The organism is Desulfohalovibrio reitneri (assembly GCF_000711295.1).
GTDB lineage: Bacteria > Desulfobacterota > Desulfovibrionia > Desulfovibrionales > Desulfovibrionaceae > Desulfohalovibrio > Desulfohalovibrio reitneri.
In genome coordinates, this window is the sequence record NZ_JOMJ01000003.1 from 201,860 (window position 1) to 216,025 (window position 14,166).

Below are 14,166 nucleotides of genomic sequence, written 5' to 3' on the forward strand. Positions count from 1 at the left end.
GTATGTCCGCAGGCAACCGGAGGATACCATGCGACCGCTTCTTCTTGTTCTTCTGCTGGGACTGCTCTTGCCGACCGCCGGTTGCGCCTCGCGCTCGGCGAACCATCTGGCCGAGGCCCGCGCCATGGACACGCGCGCCCTGGTGGGACAGCTCTTTTTGCTGACCTTTCCGGGCCTGGAGTATTCGGGCGAGGTCAAGCGGTTGGTGGAGGAGGACAAGGTGGGCGGGCTGATGCTCTACGGCGTCAGCGGCAACACCGCCCCGCCGGGGCAGCTGCGGCGGTTCTCCAGCGAAGTGCAGCGAGCCGCCCGCGATCATGGCTTGCCGCCCGTGCTGCTGGCCGTGGACCAGGAGGGCGGAGCGGTGCAGCGGCTTCGCCGGGGGTTCACCCGGCTGCCCTCCAACATGGCCGTGGCCGCAGCGGGCGAGCCTGAGAACGCCCGCCGCCTGGCCGACCTGGCCGCCCAGGAGCTGGAGGCCTCCGGCGTGAACTGCAACCTGGCCCCGGTGGTGGACGTCAACTCCAACCCGGACAATCCCATCATCGGCACGCGCTCCTTCGGCTCCGACCCGTCCAAGGTGGGCCAGTACGGCTTGGCGGCCATCCAGGGCTACGGCCAGGGCGGCGTGCTCTGCTCGGCCAAGCATTTTCCCGGCCACGGCGACACGGACGTGGACTCGCACCTGGGCCTGCCCCGCATCAAGGCGGATCGCGCCCGGCTGGAGCGGGTGGAGCTTCCCCCGTTCCGGGCGGCGATGGAGGCGAACGTTCCCCTGGTCATGACCGCCCACGTGGCAGCGCCCGCCCTGACCGGCGAGCCGGACCTGCCCGCGACCCTCTCGCCCGAGGTGCTCACCGGGCTCTTGCGCGAGGACATGGGGTTCGAGGGGGTGGTGGTCACGGACTCGCTGTTCATGGGCGCCATCATGGAGAAGTACGGTCCCAAGGAAGCCGCCCTGCGTGCTTTCGAGGCGGGCGCCGACCTGCTGCTTTTCGGCGCGGACCTGTACGTGCGCGGCCGGGGGGAGGAGACGGCCGCGCTGCAACGCGGGGCCATGCGCGGCCTGGAGGATGCGGTGCGTTCGGGCCGCATCCCCCGCGCCGAGGTCGAGAGGCGCGTGGCGCGGGTGCTGGCCGCCAAGGAGCGTCTGCCCTCGGGCGAGTTCGCGTCCGGCGATCCAAAGGTGCTGTCCGCCCGGGCGGGGTCGCCTGAGCACGCCCGGCTGGCTTTTTCCGTGGCCTCGAAGGCCCTGACCCTGGTGCGGGACGAGCCCGGCTTCTTTCCCCTGCCATCCGGCGGCGGGCTGACCGTGCTGTTCCCGGAATCAGTTCCAGACGTGTCCGACGCTTTCGCCGAGCACCTGCCCTGGGCCGAGACTCTGGCCTACCCGGACGACCCTTCGGAAAGCGAGGTCGATGCGCTGGCGGAGCAGGTGGGGGAACGGGTGCTGCTCTGCACCCTCGACGCCGGGCGCGATCCCGGACAGAGCGAACTGCGTCGCGCCCTTGGGGAAAAAGAGGTGGCCGTGGCCGCCCTGGGATCGCCGTACGACGCCCTGCATCTGGAAGGGACCGGCACCTACCTGGCCTGCTACGGCCCCCATCCCGGCTGCCTGGACGCCCTGGCCCGCTTCACCGCCGGGGAGACGCGGGCCCAGGGCCGGCTGCCGGTTGACCTGCCGGGGGTGGCCCCGCGCGGCGCGGGTCAGTTCTCCGGGGAGCCGTCCCCGGTACCGTCCCCTGGTTCTCCGTAGACCAGCGCGCCGGACTTTTCCGCCCTGGCCGCCGGATGGGCCGGATCCTTGCGCCCGGCGCGCCACTCGCCCGGCGTGTACAGGTGGACGGCCAGCTCGAAATCGGGTTCGGTGAAGAGGGAGTCCACCGCGGCCTTGCGGTCGCTGGGCGGTTCATCCGCCACAACGGCCAGTTCGAACCGCTGGCCGGTCAGCCCTTCGCCCCGGTCGTGCGGGTTGAGCAGGTAGACCCGGGCGGGCAAAAAGCGCCTGGCCAGCCGCAGCACCACGAAACGAAGCACCGGGTCCTGGTCGTGCGGGATCACAAGTCCCCCTGGCGGCGGGCCATTTCTTCCTTGAGCTTGGCCAGCACGTGGTCGTAGCCGTCGGGGCAGTGCGGAATGGCGCAGGGCGTGCAGTCCTTGAGCCCGTTCTCCGTGAGCCGGAAGTCCCCCCCGCAGTCGATGAAGTACAGCGGGCAGAAGCAGAACAGGCAGTTGAACGCCTCCGGGTCGCAGTTGGCGTGGCAGGGGAAGTATTGGCAGTCGCGATTGCTGAAGAAGCGGTGGCTATGCTGCATGGGGAGATTCGGTTCCGGCCTTGAACCCGCGCAGGCGCAAAGCGTTTGTTACCACGGAAACCGAGGACAGAGCCATGGCCGTGCCCGCGATCATGGGGTTGAGGGTTGGCCCGCCGAAGAGTGTCAGGAGGCCCATGGCCACCGGGATGCCGATGGCGTTGTAGGCGAAGGCCCAGAACAGGTTCTGGCGGATGTTGCGCATGACCGCCCGGGACAGGGAGAGCGCGGATGGCACGCCGTGCAGGTCGCCGCCCATGAGCACCACGTCGCCGGAATCCATGGCCACGTCGGTGCCGGAGCCCATGACCAGCCCCACGTCGGAGCGGGCCAGGGCAGGAGCGTCGTTGACCCCGTCGCCCACCATGGCCACCACGCCGCCCTCGCGCTGCAGGGCCTCCACCTCGGCGGCCTTGCGGTCCGGCAGCACCCGGGCGATGACCCGGTCGATGCCCATGGACGAGGCCACGGCCCGGGCGGTGGTTTCGGTGTCTCCGGTGAGCATGACCACGGTCAGGCCCAGATTCTTGAGCTGGCCCACCACCTCGGCCGCCTCGTCCTTGGCCGTGTCGGCCACGCCCAGCATGCCCGCGTACTTCCCGTCCACGGCCACCCACAGGGGGGTCTTGCCCTGGCCGGACAGGCGGGCGGCAGTCTCGTTGGCGGATTCGACGCCCTCAGCCGAGGCGTCGGCCAGCAGCTCGCGGTTGCCCACCAGCACGGCGCGGCCGTCCACATCGGCCCGCACGCCCTTGCCGGGCACAGCCTGGAAATCGGAAACCCTGGGAAGGCGTATCCCGCGCTCCTTGGCCGCTTCCAGCACCGCGCGGGCCAGGGGGTGCTCGGAGCCGCCCTCGGTTCCGGCGGCCAGCCGCAGCAACTCATCCGCGTCCATGCCGGGCGCGGGCAGGGCGTCGGTCAGGGAGGGCTTGCCCAGGGTCAGGGTGCCGGTCTTGTCAAAGACCACGGTGTCCACCTTCTCGGCCGCCTGCAGGGCCTGGGCGCTTTTGACCAGAACGCCCAGCTGCGCCCCCCGGCCCATGCCCACCATAAGGGAGGTGGGCGTGGCCAGGCCCATGGCGCAGGGGCAGGCGATGACCAGCACGGCGATGAAGATGCGCAGGGCGAAGGCCGCCTCGGCACCTGAAAGCAGCCAGCCCGCTCCGGCCAGCACGGCCAGCAGCATGACCACGGGGACGAAGTAGTAGCTCACCGTGTCGGCGAGGTTGGCGATGGGCGCCTTGGAGCCCTGGGCGCGGCGCACAAGCTCCACGATGCGGGAAAGCGTCGTTTCGGACCCCACCTTCTCCGCCCGCATGGTCAGCGAGCCGGTGAGGTTCATGGTGCCGCCGGTGACGGCGTCGCCCACTTCCTTGCCCACGGGCATGGACTCGCCGGTGAGCATGGACTCGTCCAGGCTGGAGCGGCCCTCGACCACCGTGCCGTCCACGGGCACTTTTTCTCCGGGGCGCACCAGCAGGGTGTCGCCCGGTTCAACCTCGTCCAGGGAAATCTCCTCGCGGGAACCGTCCGAGCCCAGCAGCACGGCCGTGCGCGGGGCCAGTTCCATCAGGGAGCGGATGGCCGAGGAGGTCTTGAGCTTGGAGCGGTCCTCGAAATATTTGCCCAGGGAGATGAGCGCCAGCAGCACGGCCGCGGACTCGTAGTAGAGGTCGTGGGCGCGGATGGCGGGCTGCGACCCGGCCGCTATGAGGGCGGTCTGGACAAAGGAGTGGAGCAGGGCCGCGCCGGTGCCCATGGCCACCAGGGAGTCCATGTTGGGGGCGCGGCGCAGCAGGGCGGGAAAGCCGCGCAGGTAGAAGCCGCGCCCGGCCCAGACCACGGGCAGGGTCAGCCCCAGCTGGACCAGGGCGAAGGCCAGGGGCGAGTGGGCCGGGTCCACGCCCCGGGGCAGGGGCATGCCCAGCATATGGCCCATGGAGAAGACCAGCAGGGGCAGGGCGAAGGCGAAGGCCGGGATGAGCCTGCGCCGCGCCCGGGCCAGCCGTTCGGCGGCTTCCTCGCGGCGGCGCTCCTCCTCTCCGGCGGCCTCGGTGCGCTGGCTGGCGGTGAAGCCCAGGTCCTTGATGCGGCGGCGCACGTCCCGCAGGGAGACGCGGGCGGGATCGAAGGCCAGCCGGGCCGACTCCCCGGCCAGGTTGACCTCCATGCTCTCCACGCCGTCAATGGAGCCGACCACTTTTTCGATGCGGGTGGAACAGGCGGCGCAGTGCATGCCCTTGATGTCCAGCTCCACGGCGCGCACGCCGTCCCCGGACGGCCCGGGCAGGCGCAGGCCGAAGCCCAGGCCGCCCACCGCCTCGGCGATGTCGTGCGGGGTTATGGACGCGGGGTCGTAGTCCACGTCCAGGGTTTCCTCGGCCAGGTTGACCGAGGCCGAGCGCACACCATCCTTGCCGCCCAGCACCTTTTCGATGCGGGTGGAGCAGGCGGCGCAGTGCATGCCCGTGATTGGCGCGTGGAGATGTTCGAGTTCGTCAGCCATGCAAGCCTCCCCGTTTACTATGGGACGCGGAACGCGGCAAGGCAAGACGCGAGATCAGTCGGGAGGGGGGCAGACGGGTAATCTGAGGGTGTTGCCGCCGGGGTTCACGGCCACGGAGGACGGAGAGACGGGCATGGCGCGGCGGATTTGCCAGGCTGGCTCAACCGCGCGGCGGACCTGCCAACCGGACGGCTCCGGACGCGGGTCGGCCTCGATGTGGCTTGCCCCAAACACGGCCAGGGGCAGCAGAAAGGCGGCCGCCAGCAGGTGGCCGCGCCGGGTGGCCGGGCGGTGCACCACGCCCCAGCCGCAGCCCGAGCACAGGTAGACGCGGCGCGGGCGGAAGAGGTCCCGCGCAGGACGCCTGGACGAGATCAAGCGAGTCTTGGCCTGGCCGCAGATGAGGCAGGCGGCGGCCGGGTCTGGTCTGGAGGGTCTGCCCATGCCGTGCTCCGGTGATGGGCCCGGAAAGGGTCGGGCCGGAAGTGGTGCCGCTCCTCAGGCTATACCGGATCAGGCCCGCGCGTCCAGCAGCCCGCCCTTGGCCGGAGCGGTGCCGGGCGCGGGGCGGGAGGCGGCTTGGCCGAAAAGGGTGTCAAGCTCTTGCCGCGCCTGGTCCGCGTCGGCCCCGTAGTCCGATTCCAGCATGTCCATGACTTCGCCCAGTCCCTGACGGAGTCCGCGCGCGCCCCGGGAGGAGAGGTTTTCCATGAGGAGTGCCTCGGCCTGGTCCGCGGCCTGTTGGCCGAAGCGGGCGGCCACGCCGTCAACAGCCGTCTTGGCCACGGACCGCAAGGGGCTTCCCTGGCCGTTGCCCGCGTAGATGACCTGGTTGAAGCCGTCCGCGAAGGCCTTGTTGACGGCATGGTTGAGATCGCCGTTGAGCTGGCTGATGAAGGAGTCGCCCGCGGCCAGGCCGTGCTGCGAGTCCACCATGCGCACGGCCCGCAGCATGGCCTCGCCCATGGCCGCCTCGCCGCCGGACCCGGCGGCGCTGGAGACCAGCCCCTGGAAGGCGGATGCGGTTTGCTCGCCGAAACGGTCCCGCAGCCAGCTGGAGGTGCGGGCCAGGGACTCGGCCAGTTCGTTGCCGATCTGGGACTTCCTGCCCGCCTCCTCGTCCTTGCCCGGAAGCAGGGAGTCGGATGCGTCGAGCCGCTGGGCCACGGACAGACCGAAGCCCCGGGAGCTCCGCTGCGCCTGTTCCGGCGAGGGCTGGGCGGGCACCATGTCCGCCCCGGCCTGCTGTCCGGAGGCGCCCGCGCCGCGCCCGGCGGTCTGGAAGGCGTTGAAAAAGGACGCCTGGTACGGATCGACCTGCATATCCCCCTTATCGGACAGGAGGATGGGAACTTGAGGGGGCGGCCAATGATTTTTTCGCCTCGGCCACGAAACGGCGCACCTTGTCTGGGTTCTTGGTCCCGTCCGCATCCTCCAGCCCGGTGTGGGCGTCCACCCCGGCGGGGCGCACCAGCCGCACAGCCTCGGCCACGTTGTCCGGGGTAAGCCCCCCGGCCAGGATGAGGGGGCGTCCGCAGCGGCGGGCCAGCTCCCGGTCCACCTCCCAGGGGTGGGTCAGGCCGGTGGCCCCGCTGGCTCCGGTGGCGGGGTCGAAGGTGTCGGTGATGAAGGCGTGGCAGTGGGGCGCCAGGGCTTCGGCCTCGGCCAGCAGGGGGGCGGAGTCGGGCGAGCGCACAATGAGGGAGGCGATGATCAGGGTGCGCGGCAGGGCGCTCCGCACCGCCGCCAGGGTTCCGGGGGGATGGCCTCCGTGCAGCTGCACCGCCCCGGCGTCCAGCCTGCGGCACAGGGCGGCGGTTTCGGCCGGGTTGGACTCGTAGGTTATCAGGCAGACGCGCTCCCCGCCCACGTCGCGGGCCAGGGCGGCGGCCTCGTCCTCGCTCATGTCTGGGTCGTGCACGGGCAGGCGCAGGGGCAGGCCCAGCAAATCCGCGCCCGCGTCCAGCAGCATGACCGCCTCTTCGCGGCCGCGCACCCCGGCGATCTGAACCAGGCGCGGTGGCAGGCGCGGCGCGTCCATCAGGCGGGGTAGACGTCCAGGCCCAGCAGGACCTGGTCGCGGTCGGACAAATCGCCGATGACGCGCCGCAGAGGCGGCGGCAGCTCCTTGATGAGGGTTGGGGTGGCCAGGATTTTCTCGTCCTCGGCCAACTGGGGACGCTCCAGGATGTCCACGATGCGCAGCTCGTAGCGTCCTTTGAGATCTTCGTCACAGATCTTCCGCAGATTGGCCACCGCCCGCTCCGAGGTGGGGGTCTTGCCTGTCACGTAGAGGGTCAGCACGTAGTGGTCGGCCATTCTCAGCTCGCTTTGCGCTCGGTCCGCGCCGGTTTTTCCGAGGGGAAGCCCAGGCAGGTTTCGCGGTACATGGAGGCCAGGTAGCCCATCAACTCCACCAGCAGCATGCGCCCCTCATCCAGGTACAAGGCGTATCGCTTGGGCACGTCGATCTCGCCGTGTTTGCGCTCGAGGGCTTCCGTGTGCACATCGGCCAGGTCCTTGGGGCCGGCCTTGAGGTAGACCAGTTCGCCCGCGAACTCTCGCAGGGCGGAGGAGACATCGTGCTGCTCCTTGTAAATGCGGTTCTCCGCGGCCAGATCGAGGAGGCGTCCGTAGCGGTCCACGAAGTCCCCGAACGCCTCCGGAGCGGTCTGGGAGATGTCGGCCGAGCCCATGAGGCGGCCGCGCAGGGAGAGTGAGCCGCCGCAGGTCGCCTCCTCGCCGTTGATCTGTTCCCGCAACCGCTGCCGTTCCACGGCGTATCGCAGGGAGCGGGAGAACATTTCCTCGCTGACGGTGTTTTTGTCCAGAAAGTCCTGGGCCCCCATCTGCACAGCCTTGACCCCCAGGGATTCGTCCCCGTGGCCGGTAAGGATGACGATGGGGAGGACCCGAGGAGCCTCCAGCACGGCCTGCAGGGTCTCCAGGCCGCTGGAGTCGGGCAGCATGAGGTCCAGCAGCACCAGGTCCGCTCCCACCTCGCCCAGGGCGCGGAGCCCATCGGAAAGGTTGGTCTCGTGGCGCAAATCGAACGTCACGCCGGGTACCCGGTCCACCAGTTCGGATATCATTTCGGCGTCGTCCGGGTTGTCCTCGATGAGGAGCAGGGAGACGTTGGTCTTGCTCATGGGCGCGTATCCGATGCCAACGGGTTTGTGGGATTATCGGTAAAAAAGGTGCCCGTTTCACGGGCGGGGGTCAAGGTCGGCTGGTGCGTCGCAACTGGCGGAGATTGGACCAGACTGCGGCTACGTGGAGCAGGGCGACCAGGCCCAGGGCCCAGGTGGCCAGGGGGTCGGGACTGGCCGCCAGAAAGGCGGTCGCGGGAAGGGCGATGGCCAGCTTGGCCCACCACCAGCGGCGGCGGAAAAGGCGCATGAGCAGGCGCACGCCGGGATTCAGCTCCCTTCCGCCCCGGCTGAGCAGGGCGTTGGTGGTCAGGATGTCGGGAACCTGAAGGACGGCCGTCAGGGCGGCCAGGAGCCAGTCGAGCACGGGCGAGGAGCGCGGGCCGCCGCGGAAGCGGCGGCCCGTGGGGGAACTAGATGAAGTAGGTCTTCATGTAGTCGTCGACTTCCTCGCCCAGGGCGTTGAAGAAGTGCTCCACCTTGTTCGACTCGGTCTTTTGCATCTTGCTGGCGACGTTGCCCGCCTTGTTGTAGACCTCTTCAAAGGCTGCCTCGGACAGACCGGACATCTTCAGGGCCTCTTCCTTGGAAATCTTGCCGAGATGGGCGAACACGGCGGCCATAACGCCCATGGACTTCTGGATGTTCTCGGGCATGGTTTCTCCTCGTGACAACGTTATGTGAATAATTTCCCTTTTTACGCGGGATGCTTCGCAAAGGCAAGCACCCGGGGAATCAGGCGGACAGCGGAGTGATGCGCTCGATGGTCTCCAGCACGTACAGCCCGTCCTCGCCGGTGATGGGCAGCCGGCCGCCGGTCTGAACAGCCTCGAGGAACTGGATCAGCTCCTCGCGCACGGGCTCCTTGAAGACGATGGGCCATTCGCGGACGTTGTAGCTGGCTTGGTAGCTCTCGAATTTGCTGTATTCCTTGACCTGCTGGGTGATGAGGTTGGCCTCGATGTAGCGCGTGTTGGTGGCCACGCGGATGTGGCGCGACTTGTACGGCGTGATCCAGTTGCAGTTCATCTGCACCAGCACGCCGTTGTCCATCTCGCCGGAAATGACCACCGTGTCCTCGTGCTCGCCGATGTTGCGGGAGGTGAAGGCGCAGATGTCGCGGTAGCGGGAGCCGGAAAGGTGGCAGCAGAGGTCGATGTCGTGGGAGGCCAGGTCGCGCACCACGCCGACGTCCTGGATGCGGGGCGGGTAGGGGCCCACGCGCTCGATCATGATGGAGATGATCTGGTCGTCGCCGTCCAGCAGCTGGGCCACGCGCTGCACCGCCGGGTTGAAGCGCTCGATGTGGCCGACCATGAGGGGCACGCCGCGCTGTTTGGCGGTTTCCACCAGGTTGCGCCCCTCTTCCACTGTGGCCGCCAGGGGCTTTTCCACCAGCAGGGGGATGGAGAGCTCGATGGCTTTCATGGCCAGGTTCTGGTGGTGGATTGTGGGCACGCAGATGCTCAGGGCGTCAAGGCCCTGGTCCAGCAGGGGGTCGATGTCCGTGAAAGTGGGCACGTCGAATTCGTTGGCCACGGTCTCCAGGACTTCCTCGTTGGTGTCCATGACGCCGACCACGTCCACTTTGGGCATCTGGGAGTAGTTGCGGAGATGCACCCGGCCCATCCAGCCGAGGCCGACCACGGCCACACGCATGCGTTTGCTATCGGTCATGTGTTTTCGTCTCTTGTCAGGTGTTGCGAAAAAGGGGAAAGGTGGTTGCCTTTCCCCGGCAAAGAACTCATGTTCGTCGGCGCGTGAGAATAGACCTCCCCCAGCCCGATTTCAAGAAGAAGCCATGCCCCAAAACCACATCTGGATCAACGCGGGCGAAGTCTCCGGCGACATGCACGGCGCGGCCCTGGCCAGGGCGCTGCTCAAAGGCCGCCCGGACCTGCGCCTGACGGGCATGGGCGGGGAGTACATGCGGGCGGCCGGGGTCCAGACGCGCCTGGACATCCGCGACCTCTCCGCCCTGGGGTTGACCGAGGTCGTCGCCTCCCTGCCGCGCGTCGGCAAGCTGCTGTGGCGCACCTGGCGCGAGCTGAAACGGCTGCGCCCGGCCGCCGTGGTGCTGCTGGACACCCCGGACTACACCTTCCAGGTGGCCCGCATGGCCCGCCGCCTGGGCATCCCGGTCTACTTCTACATCTCCCCCCAAGTCTGGGCCTGGCGCAAGGGGCGGGTCAATTTCCTCAGCCGGGTGGCCCGCGGGATATTCTGCATCCTGCCCTTCGAAGAGGCCTTTTACGCCGAGCACGGCGCGCGGGCCGAGTACGTGGGCAACCCCCTGCTGGACGAGCTGGCCGAGCGCCCCGACTTGGCCGAGGTTGAGCGCGAGCCGGGGCGGGTGCTGGTGCTGCCCGGCTCCCGCGCCAAAGAGGTGGACGCCCTGCTGCCCGAGTTCGGCGCGGCCGCGGCCATGCTTCTGGGGGAAGGGCGGGACCTGCGCTTCTCCCTGGCCCGAGCCCCCTCGGTGAGCGAGGAGCGCATCCGCGCCGACTGGCCGGGCGGCGTGCCCATGGACATCGTGCGGCCGGACGGCCGCTACGCGGCCATGAAGCGGGCGGACATGGCCTGGGCCGCCTCGGGCACCGTTGCTCTGGAGACCGCCCTGCTGGGCACGCCGACCATCGTGGCCTACCGCCTCTCCGGGCTCACCTTCGCCCTGGCCAAACGCATCATCAAAGTGGAGCACATTTCCTTGCCCAACCTCATCCTGGGCGAGCGGGTCTTTCCCGAACTGTTGCAGGACGAGGCCTCGGCCGGAACCATCGCCGCCCATGCCCGGCGATGGCTGCCTCCCGGCGAACTGGAGGCCGTGCGCCAGCGGCTGGCCGACCTGGCCGAGCGCATGGGCGAGCCGGGTGCGCCGGGACGGGCCGCTTCCAGCATCATCCAGGACCTGACGGAGCTGGGCCGGCTGCCCTGAATGGTATTCCGCCCGCTTCCGGCGAATTGTTTCCCCGCGCCTTGCCCATATTCTCCCGGTTCTGCTATGAGCCGGATATGTTGCGCATTCTGGCATCCGACATCGGGGGCACCTCCAGCCGGTTCCGCTTCTTTTCCGTTTCCGGACGCGATCTGGAACCTGGGGATTCCGTCACCCTGGACACGGCCTCGGCCGCCTCCCTGCCTGACCTGCTGGCCGGATTGCAGGCCGAGGGGCTGGACCCGGCGGGGGCGGACGCCCTGGTCCTGGCCGTGCCCGGCCCGGTGGAGCGGGGCACATTCGCCCGGGCCGCCAACATCGACTGGCACTTCGACCTGGCCGAGCTGGACTCCAAGCTGGCCGCCAAGACCCACCTCATCAACGATTTCGTGGCCCAGGGCTACGCCGCCCGCACGCGTTCCATGGAGGCCTCGCACCCGGTCAAGGACGGCGCGGCGGACCCGGAGGGCGCGCTTGCGGTCATCGGCGCGGGCACAGGCCTTGGGTACAGCGTCACCCTGCCGGGCGGCGAGGCGGGCTTTCTGGCCGTGGCCTCGGAAGGGGGGCACATGGCCTTTCCCTTCGTGGGCGACGAGGAGGAGGCATTCCACGTTTTTCTGCGCCGTGAGCGCGACATCCCGTACGCTTACGGCGACGCCGTGGTCTCCGGCTCCGGCCTGGCCGCGCTGCACGCCTTCCTCACCGGCCGCAAACGTAAGCCGCGCGAGGTGGCCGCGGAAATCGGCCCCGACTCGGAGACAACCCGCCTCTTCGCCCGCTTCTATGCCCGGGCCGCCCGCAATTGGACCCTGGCCACGGCCGCCCTTGGCGGTGTGGTGCTGTCCGGCGGGGTGGCCGCCAAGAACCCCTTCCTGGTGGACAACGACGCCTTCCGCGAGGAATTCGTCTCTTCTCCCTCCTATCCCGAACTGCTGCGGGACATCCCGGTGCGGCTCAACCGGGACGAGGAGGCCGGGCTGTGGGGCGCGGCCTTGTACGGCGCGCAGCGGGCCGGACTGGGCGGAAGCTGAACCATGCCGGAGTACGCGTGACAGCCAAGACCTGGAATAAGCTGGCCATCGTGGCCATCATCGCGGCCGCGGCGGCGGCCTTTTTTTTGCTGGACCTGCACCAGAAGCTGACCCTGGAGAACCTCAAGGCCTCCCGCGAGAGCCTGGAGCAACTCTACGCCCAGCACACCTTGGCCATGCTGGGCGGCTACTTCGCCGTCTATGTGCTCATGGCCGCCCTCAGCCTGCCCGGCGCGGCGGTGATGAGCCTGGCGGGCGCGGCGGTGTTCGGGTTTCTGCCCGCGCTGGTCGTGGTTTCCTTCGCCTCCGCCATCGGGGCCACCCTGGCCTGCGCCGTGGCCCGCTACCTCTTCCGCGATTGGGTCAAGGCGCGTTTCGGCGGGGAAAAGCTGGAGAAGATCAACGCGGGCATCAAGCGCGAGGGTGCCTTCTATCTCTTCACCCTGCGCCTCATCCCCGTCTTTCCCTTCTTCGCCATCAACCTGGTGGTGGGGCTGACGGACATGGCCCTGCGGACCTTCTACTGGGTCTCCCAGGTGGGCATGCTTCCGGGCACCGCTGTCTACGTCAACGCCGGGGTACAGCTGGGGCAGGTGCGGTCGGTGGGCGACATCTTCTCCCTGGACATCATTCTCTCCTTCGCCGCCCTGGGCTTGTTCCCCCTGGCGGCCAGGAAGGTCATGCGGTGGGTCAGGGGCAAACGGGCCGACGAGGTCGAGCCGGAAACCGGCGGGGAGCGAGGCGATGGGTGAGAAGTTCGACTACGACATCGGGGTCATCGGCGGCGGCGCGGCCGGGCTGACGGTCACGGCCGGGGCGGCCCAGCTGGGCGCCAAGACGGTGCTCATCGAGAAGGAGCCCAAGCTGGGCGGGGACTGCCTGCACTACGGTTGCGTGCCCTCCAAGACCCTCATCCGCACCGCCCGCGCCTACCACGAGATGAAGCGCGCCGAACGCTACGGCCTGCCCCGGGTCATCCCGGAGAAGGTGGATTTCCGTCGGGTGGCGGAGCGCATCCAGTCGGTCATCGACACCATCCAGAAGCACGACTCCCCGGAGCGGTTCTGCCGCCTGGGCGCGGAGGTGCGTTTTGGCCGCGCACGCTTCACCGACGAGCATCAGGTGGAATTGGAGGACGGCCAGCGGGTGAGCGCCAAACGCTGGGTGCTGGCCACCGGCTCGGAGCCGGCCGTGCCGCCCATCTCCGGCCTGCGCGAGGCCGGCTGCCTGACCAACAAGGACATCTTCTCCCTGGAGGCGCTGCCGCCGTCCCTCATCGTGCTGGGAGCGGGGCCCATCGCCTGCGAGATGGCCCAGGCCTTCCAGCGGCTGGGCTGCCAGGTCTCGGTCATCCAGCGGTCGGGGCAAATTCTGACCAAGGAGGACCCGGACATGGCCTCCATCGTGCTGGAGAGCCTGGAGCGCGAGGGGGTGAAGTTCCACCTGGGCACGGAGATCAGGAGCGTGCGCGTGGCGGGCGGCCACAAGGAGGTGGTTTTCGCCAAGAACGGCCGGGAATGGACGGTCAAGGGCCACGAGATTCTGGCTGCTTTGGGGCGGGACATCGCCACCGACGGACTGGGCCTGAACAACGCCGGGGTGAAGCACAGCCGCAAGGGCATCGAGGTGGACGCCAAGATGCGCACCTCGCAAAAGCATATTTTCGCCTGCGGCGACGCCACGGGCAAATACCTCTTCACCCACGCCGCCGGATACGAGGGCGGCATCGTGGTCTCCAACGCCGTCTTCCGCCTGCCGCGCAAGGCGGACTACACTTGGCTGCCCTGGTGCACCTACACCCAGCCGGAGCTGGCCAGCATCGGCCGTAACGAGGCCGCCCTCAAGCGGGACGGGGTGGAGTACGAGGTCTGGACGGAGGACTTTGCGGAGAACGACCGCGCCCAGGCCGAAGGGGAGGGGCGCGGCACGCTGAAGCTGCTGCTGGACGGCTCGGAGAATCCGCTGGGGGTGCAGATCGCCGGGCCCGGCGCGGGCGATTTGGTGGGCGAGTGGGTGGCCGCGCTCAACGGCAAGGTCAAGTTTTCCACCCTGGCCGGGGCGGTGCATCCCTATCCCACCCTGGCGGAGATCAACAAGAAGGTGGCCGGGTCGGTCTTTTCCAGAAAGGTCTTTTCCGACACGGTCAAGAAAGGATTGCATTTCCTCTTCCACTACAAGGGCCGGGCCTGCGAAATGCCTGAAGAGGCCGAGGAGGGCGGGCGGGGCTGACTTG

Annotated in this window: 16 protein-coding genes; 5 read left to right on the forward strand and 11 right to left on the reverse strand. The window is 68.8% G+C overall.

Annotated features, from left to right (window positions below; all coding sequences use genetic code 11):
* Positions 1-28: 28 nt before the first annotated feature.
* On the forward strand, positions 29-1,756 hold the full coding sequence (locus N911_RS0101230; protein WP_051693800.1) for a glycoside hydrolase family 3 protein: 1,728 nt from the start codon (positions 29-31) through the stop codon (positions 1,754-1,756).
* Here N911_RS0101230 and N911_RS0101235 read toward each other — a convergent pair.
* From N911_RS0101235 to N911_RS0101285, 11 genes are all read right to left on the reverse strand, one after another.
* Positions 1,708-2,061, reverse strand: coding sequence for a hypothetical protein (locus tag N911_RS0101235; RefSeq protein ID WP_029893586.1), 354 nt, complete (start codon positions 2,059-2,061; stop codon positions 1,708-1,710). The two genes, N911_RS0101230 and N911_RS0101235, sit on opposite strands and share 49 nt — an antisense overlap.
* Positions 2,058-2,315: a cysteine-rich small domain-containing protein gene (locus tag N911_RS0101240; protein ID WP_029893588.1), complete on the reverse strand. Its 258-nt coding sequence runs from the start codon at positions 2,313-2,315 to the stop codon at positions 2,058-2,060. Before N911_RS0101240 ends, N911_RS0101235 begins: the two co-directional genes overlap by 4 nt.
* Complete coding sequence (locus tag N911_RS0101245; RefSeq protein ID WP_029893590.1) at positions 2,305-4,818, reverse strand: heavy metal translocating P-type ATPase; 2,514 nt, start codon at positions 4,816-4,818, stop codon at positions 2,305-2,307. The genes N911_RS0101240 and N911_RS0101245 overlap by 11 nt, the downstream gene beginning before the upstream one ends.
* A 54-nt stretch (positions 4,819-4,872) precedes the next feature.
* Complete coding sequence (locus tag N911_RS0101250; RefSeq protein ID WP_029893592.1) at positions 4,873-5,262, reverse strand: hypothetical protein; 390 nt, start codon at positions 5,260-5,262, stop codon at positions 4,873-4,875.
* A 69-nt stretch (positions 5,263-5,331) separates the two neighbouring features.
* Entirely contained in the window at positions 5,332-6,141 is an 810-nt protein-coding gene (locus tag N911_RS0101255; protein ID WP_029893594.1) for a hypothetical protein, read from the reverse strand.
* A gap of 7 nt (positions 6,142-6,148) precedes the next feature.
* Entirely contained in the window at positions 6,149-6,859 is a 711-nt protein-coding gene (locus N911_RS0101260; RefSeq protein ID WP_029893596.1) for a phosphoribosylanthranilate isomerase, read from the reverse strand.
* A complete protein-coding gene (gene kaiB, locus N911_RS0101265) occupies positions 6,859-7,137 on the reverse strand; it encodes a circadian clock protein KaiB (RefSeq protein WP_029893598.1) in 279 nt (92 codons plus the stop codon). Before kaiB ends, N911_RS0101260 begins: the two co-directional genes overlap by 1 nt.
* 2 nt (positions 7,138-7,139) lie before the next feature.
* Positions 7,140-7,967: a response regulator gene (locus N911_RS0101270; protein WP_051693802.1), complete on the reverse strand. Its 828-nt coding sequence runs from the start codon at positions 7,965-7,967 to the stop codon at positions 7,140-7,142.
* Positions 7,968-8,037: 70 nt separating this feature from the next.
* Positions 8,038-8,334, reverse strand: coding sequence for a DUF5658 family protein (locus N911_RS18200; RefSeq protein WP_029893602.1), 297 nt, complete (start codon positions 8,332-8,334; stop codon positions 8,038-8,040).
* 46 nt (positions 8,335-8,380) lie between these two features.
* Positions 8,381-8,623 carry a hypothetical protein gene (locus N911_RS0101280; RefSeq protein WP_029893603.1) on the reverse strand — a complete coding sequence of 81 codons (243 nt, stop codon included), beginning with the start codon at positions 8,621-8,623 and terminating at the stop codon, positions 8,381-8,383.
* A gap of 79 nt (positions 8,624-8,702) precedes the next feature.
* Positions 8,703-9,644 (reverse strand): Gfo/Idh/MocA family protein, encoded by a 942-nt coding sequence (locus tag N911_RS0101285; protein WP_237559861.1) that lies wholly within the window; start codon positions 9,642-9,644, stop codon positions 8,703-8,705.
* A 124-nt stretch (positions 9,645-9,768) separates the two neighbouring features.
* On the opposite strand from N911_RS0101285, the gene lpxB reads away from it, so the two are divergent.
* From lpxB to N911_RS0101305, 4 genes are all read left to right on the forward strand, one after another.
* Positions 9,769-10,902, forward strand: a complete 1,134-nt coding sequence (lpxB, locus tag N911_RS0101290) for a lipid-A-disaccharide synthase (RefSeq protein WP_029893607.1) — start codon at positions 9,769-9,771, stop codon at positions 10,900-10,902.
* Between the two features lie 77 nt (positions 10,903-10,979).
* Positions 10,980-11,933 carry a glucokinase gene (locus N911_RS0101295; RefSeq protein WP_035104199.1) on the forward strand — a complete coding sequence of 318 codons (954 nt, stop codon included), beginning with the start codon at positions 10,980-10,982 and terminating at the stop codon, positions 11,931-11,933.
* Positions 11,934-11,950: 17 nt separating this feature from the next.
* Positions 11,951-12,685, forward strand: coding sequence for a TVP38/TMEM64 family protein (locus N911_RS0101300; protein WP_035104201.1), 735 nt, complete (start codon positions 11,951-11,953; stop codon positions 12,683-12,685).
* Positions 12,678-14,162 (forward strand): dihydrolipoyl dehydrogenase family protein, encoded by a 1,485-nt coding sequence (locus N911_RS0101305; RefSeq protein ID WP_029893613.1) that lies wholly within the window; start codon positions 12,678-12,680, stop codon positions 14,160-14,162. Before N911_RS0101300 ends, N911_RS0101305 begins: the two co-directional genes overlap by 8 nt.
* Positions 14,163-14,166: the final 4 nt, after the last annotated feature.

Coding starts and splice junctions, on each gene's coding strand:
- kaiB (WP_029893598.1), bottom strand. CDS start 7,137: ATGGCCGACCACTACGTGCTGACCCTCTACGTGACAGGCAAGACCCCC.
- N911_RS0101295 (WP_035104199.1), top strand. CDS start 10,980: ATGTTGCGCATTCTGGCATCCGACATCGGGGGCACCTCCAGCCGGTTC.
- N911_RS0101245 (WP_029893590.1), bottom strand. CDS start 4,818: ATGGCTGACGAACTCGAACATCTCCACGCGCCAATCACGGGCATGCAC.
- N911_RS0101280 (WP_029893603.1), bottom strand. CDS start 8,623: ATGCCCGAGAACATCCAGAAGTCCATGGGCGTTATGGCCGCCGTGTTC.
- lpxB (WP_029893607.1), top strand. CDS start 9,769: ATGCCCCAAAACCACATCTGGATCAACGCGGGCGAAGTCTCCGGCGAC.
- N911_RS0101240 (WP_029893588.1), bottom strand. CDS start 2,315: ATGCAGCATAGCCACCGCTTCTTCAGCAATCGCGACTGCCAATACTTC.
- N911_RS0101255 (WP_029893594.1), bottom strand. CDS start 6,141: ATGCAGGTCGATCCGTACCAGGCGTCCTTTTTCAACGCCTTCCAGACC.
- N911_RS0101230 (WP_051693800.1), top strand. CDS start 29: ATGCGACCGCTTCTTCTTGTTCTTCTGCTGGGACTGCTCTTGCCGACC.
- N911_RS0101285 (WP_237559861.1), bottom strand. CDS start 9,644: ATGACCGATAGCAAACGCATGCGTGTGGCCGTGGTCGGCCTCGGCTGG.
- N911_RS0101305 (WP_029893613.1), top strand. CDS start 12,678: ATGGGTGAGAAGTTCGACTACGACATCGGGGTCATCGGCGGCGGCGCG.
- N911_RS0101270 (WP_051693802.1), bottom strand. CDS start 7,967: ATGAGCAAGACCAACGTCTCCCTGCTCCTCATCGAGGACAACCCGGAC.
- N911_RS0101250 (WP_029893592.1), bottom strand. CDS start 5,262: ATGGGCAGACCCTCCAGACCAGACCCGGCCGCCGCCTGCCTCATCTGC.
- N911_RS0101260 (WP_029893596.1), bottom strand. CDS start 6,859: ATGGACGCGCCGCGCCTGCCACCGCGCCTGGTTCAGATCGCCGGGGTG.